This window comes from Bilophila sp. 4_1_30 (assembly GCF_000224655.1).
GTDB classification, from domain to species: Bacteria; Desulfobacterota; Desulfovibrionia; order Desulfovibrionales; family Desulfovibrionaceae; genus Bilophila; species Bilophila wadsworthia.
Genome location: NZ_JH114233.1, coordinates 151,265 through 156,206, shown reverse-complemented (window position 1 = coordinate 156,206; position 4,942 = coordinate 151,265). Strand labels below are relative to the sequence as shown.

The following is a 4,942-nucleotide window of genomic DNA, read 5'->3' as shown; positions in this document are numbered from 1 at the left end:
GGACCCCCTCCTCTCCCTCTTCAAAGATTTTTGATCTTATCGAATCCCTGTTTGCAGTTTTCCTGAAAGGGCAGAGTGTTGCGTGGAAGGGTTCCTCACGGCACTCTGTTTCTCCTTTTAAGCGTGGAGGCGTGGTTTGTTCATGAGCCGCTACAATGCTGAAAGGATTAGAAAAGGTGGAATTATTTCGGGTGGTTTTTGTATGCAGGGAACGCGGGATTCGAATAGGCAGGGATAGCTTTGGAAAGAGGGGGTGCGCAATCCGCCCCGGCGGGTTTGGGAAAGAGAGGAAAAAGCTTTTTCAGAATTCCCTTTCCGGCATCGCTTATCCTGCGGAACAGACACGGTTCCGTCCTTCCTGCTTGGCACGGGAGAGGCGGTGGTCGGCGATCTGGATGGCATGTTCAAGGATTTCGACGGAATTGAAGGTATTGAGCAGTTCGGATTCGCCGATAAAGGATAGGCCGAAGCTGGCGGTGATGTTCAGTTCCGCGGCCGGGCCGGAAATGGGGGCCAGCGAGCAGGCTTCTCGTAATCGGTTGACGTGTTCGACGCTTTCATCTTTGGCCATTCGAGGGATCAGGATGATGAACTCGTCGCCCCCGAAACGGCAGCACAGATCATCGGCCCGGCAGGCTTCCCGCAGGCGGCAGGCGAAGAGCTGGAGAACCCTGTCTCCATTGGCGTGCCCGAAGTGGTCATTCACGTTTTTAAAGTTGTCGAGATCGGCAAGGGCGAGGCAGAGCGCCGAATGGGAATCCTGATAGGATTCCTTTGCGCGGCGGAGTTCGCTCATGGCCAATTTGAAGAATGTACGCCGGTTGAGGAGCCCGGTCAGAATATCCTCGTCCGTAGACATCCGGTACCGTTCGAGCAGCCGGGAAAGCTCCTCGGCCTTGCTGTGCATCTCCCGGCTCATCTTGTTGAATGCCTTGGAGAAATCCCCCATGAACGACACGGATTGAGAATAATCCCCCTGTGCGACGCGTTCCATCTGCCACGTAAGATGACGCAGGTTGGCCTCTGTAGCCTTGAGTGATCCGGCCACGAATCCGCGCGCCTTGCTCCCTCTGCTCAGGTCTCCCTTGGACAAAGCTTGTACGTGCGCGCGGATTTCGGCCAAATCATAGCAGAGCTTGCCGAAAGGATCGTCTTTAGGCAAGTCGGCGATGGAATCCACAGACCACTGGGGATCCATGAGGATGGACGAAAGAAGCGCTGTCGCTTCGTCTGTCGAAAGGGGAGCTGTCATGTATCACTCGGTAGCCGGTTTGACTTCAAAGCGGCACGTTCTGTCGCCCGTACACCAACAGTCAACTTCCTTGGCTTCGAAAGATTTACCCGTAAAACTCTTAAAAAGGCCCGAAATGAAACCTTCGTCGTAGGTGCAGACGACATGTCCCAAATCCGGGAGTCCGGAACAGTCCAGATCTTCCGCCACCGTGAGCGTGAACTCAAGCTTGTCCATATCGGCCCGCTCAACATGGAGGATGCCGACATTCATCTCTTCAAGGGCGGCCTGAACCTTAGCGACGAAATCGCTGAATGATGCGCATTCTCCTACGTACCGTTTGCAGAATTCTGTCCCAGCGAGGAATCCCGCTTTATATAACAGCCTGTCGGACTGTTCCGTACCGTATTCAGTCTCAAGTACGTCCCGTAAAGTATATTGGAAGAGCCTGTAGATTTCAAGGCGAGCCGTCTTGCCAAGGTTGGGGCGGCCAAGCTCCATGTCACCGATATACTTCCAGTCAAAGGCATAAAGACGGTTTTCCATAGTCTCTCCCGTGATAATAAAAGAAGAAGGGCTGGCGGAATATACCGTTGTCTTCAAATGAAATCAATATGTTCTTTATTATAACCCTACAACTCCCTTTTTGCGCCGGGCTTCAATCATACCTCCATCAGCCTTGACAAAAGGGATGATTTCCTGTCTGGCACTGGCAGTGCGCGGCGTTCCGTGCACACGACAATTTGAGAGGGCTCAATCATGAAACATATCCTTTTCGGCCTTGCCGCCGTGCTGTTCGCCTCTTCCGTCGCACTGGCGGATGATCAGCTTACGGCTCAAGTGAAACCTGCCTCCGCCGAGGCGGCCCAACCCTCCGCCCCCGTTCCCGCCAAGGTTCCTTCCGGCGCTGATGCCGACGTCCATACCGCAAACTCGGAATCAGCCGCTTCCGCCGAAAAGCCCGCTCCCACCGGGGAGCGCGGCATCGGGGCTTTCTCGCTCGGCATGTCCGAAGATGAGGCGAAAGCGCTCGGCGCAAAACCCACCGACAACGCCGACATGCTCCAGCTTCCGTTCAAGTGGATGGAGGCCGATTGGACTTGCGTGGTGCAGTTCCAAGAGGGCAAGGCGGTTGCGGTAATCCTGTATGCGAATATGAGCGATCCGCTCCTCGCGCGGGTGTTCGACGACCTGCGCGCCCAGGATTGTATGCCGATAACCGTGCAGCCCGCGATGGGCCATGCCGATCTTTATCAGCTTGCGGCACAGGGAAAGAGCGACGACGAATGCTGGACGGCCATGCGCAAGCGCCTCAATGTCTTTTCCACCGCCACTGAGGGGGCCTGTTCCGTCTTGTTCACGACGCAGGGCCTTTTCAAGGCGCTTGCCTCCACCGTCAAAGATCCTTCCAAAGAGGAAGCCATCCTCATTGAACATACCGCCGATCCCGTTTATGCCGTGAATATCGATATGTCAGCGAACCAGTTGACTTATCTGCTCACTTCTTGGGGGTTCATATCGAAATGACGGATTAAGCTGGAAATGAAGAGAATTGCGCCAGGTATGTTTTGGGGCGCGGACAGAGGGGTTCCGGGGCGGTTCAGGCTGACTCGGGACCCCCTGTTTATATCTGGGGCCTGAGGCCGCCAGGACGTTTGTCCGTATCTTCAAAGTGTTCCCGTTCCGGTTGGCGTGCTTTTGCCCTTTTTGCGGTATATGAAGAGGAACTGCGATTAGATATATCTATAGTTGATACAAGCATAAATCCAATGTCAACGGACGGCAATATTTTGTTGCAATATACTGTTATTACAATCAATAATAAAATTCCGCTTAAATATATTTTTTTGTAGATAGCAAAAAAGCCTTGACAGGGGCTTACGTTTAGAAAATAGTTATATCAACTAATGGAGCTAGTCTGATGATGGAGCTAGACAACTGTCCCTGCTCGGGAGCGAACCTTCCCCGGTTCGTGCAGCCTGTAATTTTGGCGGTACTGTCCTCCGGGCCACTGCACGGATATCTTGTGGTCCAACGCCTTGCGGAAACAAGCCTTTTCCGCAAACAGCCTCCGGATGCCACCGGCGTCTACCGGATGTTGAGGAATATGGAGCAGGAGGGGGTGCTGGAGTCGGACTGGGAGCTTGAGAACAGCGGTCCGGCCCGCAAGCGGTACACGCTGACGGAAAAAGGCGGGCACTGTCTCGACCAATGGATGCGCACGCTGACTTCGCATCAGGCTTTCATCGCCAATTTGCTCTTGTTTTTGCAGGATGCGCGCTCAGGCATGAATTCGGAACCATGCCCTATGCCGGAGCATTCCGTTTCCCTATCTCCGCAGGAGGTGTTCCTGTCCTCCGGATCGCCTTTTCCACCCGCCTCTTGCGGTTGCGGGACACCTCAACCTTTTGCCGGAGCCGTACATATGGATACCTATTCTTTCATTGACGCGCTCAAAAATCGGGCACTGCGCGGTATGCCTGTTTCGCGGGATGAGGTGTTGCGCTTGCTGGCCCTTGCGCCGGATTCGGAAGAAGCGGCCTACCTTGGGCGTGCGGCCCGGGATATCGCGCATATTGTGGTCGGCAACGAAGGGCGGGTGTGGAGCGCCATCGGCATCGATTGCCGCCCCTGCTCGATGAACTGCGGGTTTTGCGCGTTCGGCGAAAAGTGGGGCCTGATTACGGAACCGCATGAATGGAGCGATGAAGCGATCATCAAGGCGGCGCGGGCTTTCGTGGATGAGGGCGCGTCGTGGGTGACGTTGCGGACAACGGAATTTTACGGGCTTAACCGCTTGTGCGCGCTGGCGAAAAAGGTGCGCGAGGCTGTTCCCGGGAATTACGGGCTGGTGGTGAATACCGGCGAGTTCGGGCCGCTTGAGGCGCGGGCGATGATCGCGTCGGGCATCGATGTCGTGTATCACTCCCTGCGGCTTGGGGAAGGGCGGACGACATGCTTCCGGCCTGAGGAGCGCAAGGCCACGCTGGCGGCGGTGCGGGATTCGGATCTCAAGCTGGCGCATCTGGTGGAGCCAGTGGGTCCTGAGCACACGGATGATGAGATTGCGGACGTGCTCATGGCGGCACTTTCCAATGGCGCGGCCTTGAGCGGCGCAATGGCCCGCATCAACGTCAAGGGTACGCCCTTTGAATCGCACGATCCTCTTCCGGATCTTCGACTTGCCCAGATTGTGGCGATCACCCGTATCTGCGGAGGTGTGAACGTACCGGACATCTGTGTTCATCCCCCCCGCAAGGAGGCGCTTGAGTGGGGCGCGAACGTTGTGGTCGTGGAAACCGGCGCCGTGCCTCGGAATGACGCCGAGTGCTCCGCCGAGTGGCAGGGCTTCACCGTTGCCGATGCCAAGCAGCTTTTCAGGGATGCCGGATATTTTGTGAAGGATTAGCGGAATGATTGGAGGGGGGAAGGGGGACCCTTCTGTAGAAGGGTCCCCCTTCCCCCCCTCCAAAACCTCCCCCTCTTCCCCTCCCAAGACTTTTGACCTTATTGAATCCCTTATCTCAGGCAGGGGAATGGGCCGTACGGTTTTTAGTGATATGAAGGTATCATCTTGTATTGTTACGCATATACATTTTTTTAACGCGGAAACGGTCTTTTTTTTCGGTAAGTATAACCGTGGCGGGATCTTCTGACGCGACAGGAGCGATCCGTTTTTCTTCCGAACACTGTTCGGAAGAAAAACGGATC

Annotated in this window: 4 protein-coding genes; 2 read left to right on the top strand and 2 right to left on the bottom strand. The window is 55.4% G+C overall.

The genetic code is table 11. The features are described 5' to 3' along the window. Window positions 1-325: 325 nt before the first annotated feature. Together HMPREF0178_RS12850 and HMPREF0178_RS12845 are read right to left on the bottom strand one after the other, a co-directional pair. Window positions 326-1,252: a GGDEF domain-containing protein gene (locus HMPREF0178_RS12850; RefSeq protein WP_009368478.1), complete on the bottom strand. Its 927-nt coding sequence runs from the start codon at window positions 1,250-1,252 to the stop codon at window positions 326-328. A gap of 3 nt (window positions 1,253-1,255) precedes the next feature. Then, a complete protein-coding gene (locus tag HMPREF0178_RS12845; protein ID WP_005024814.1) occupies window positions 1,256-1,777 on the bottom strand; it encodes a V4R domain-containing protein in 522 nt (173 codons plus the stop codon). Between the two features lie 213 nt (window positions 1,778-1,990). Between HMPREF0178_RS12845 and HMPREF0178_RS12840 the strand changes: the two genes are divergently transcribed. Further along, on the top strand, window positions 1,991-2,758 hold the full coding sequence (locus HMPREF0178_RS12840) for a hypothetical protein (protein ID WP_009368477.1): 768 nt from the start codon (window positions 1,991-1,993) through the stop codon (window positions 2,756-2,758). 394 nt (window positions 2,759-3,152) lie between these two features. Continuing rightward, window positions 3,153-4,640, top strand: coding sequence for a helix-turn-helix transcriptional regulator (locus tag HMPREF0178_RS12835; RefSeq protein WP_009368476.1), 1,488 nt, complete (start codon window positions 3,153-3,155; stop codon window positions 4,638-4,640). Window positions 4,641-4,942: the final 302 nt, after the last annotated feature.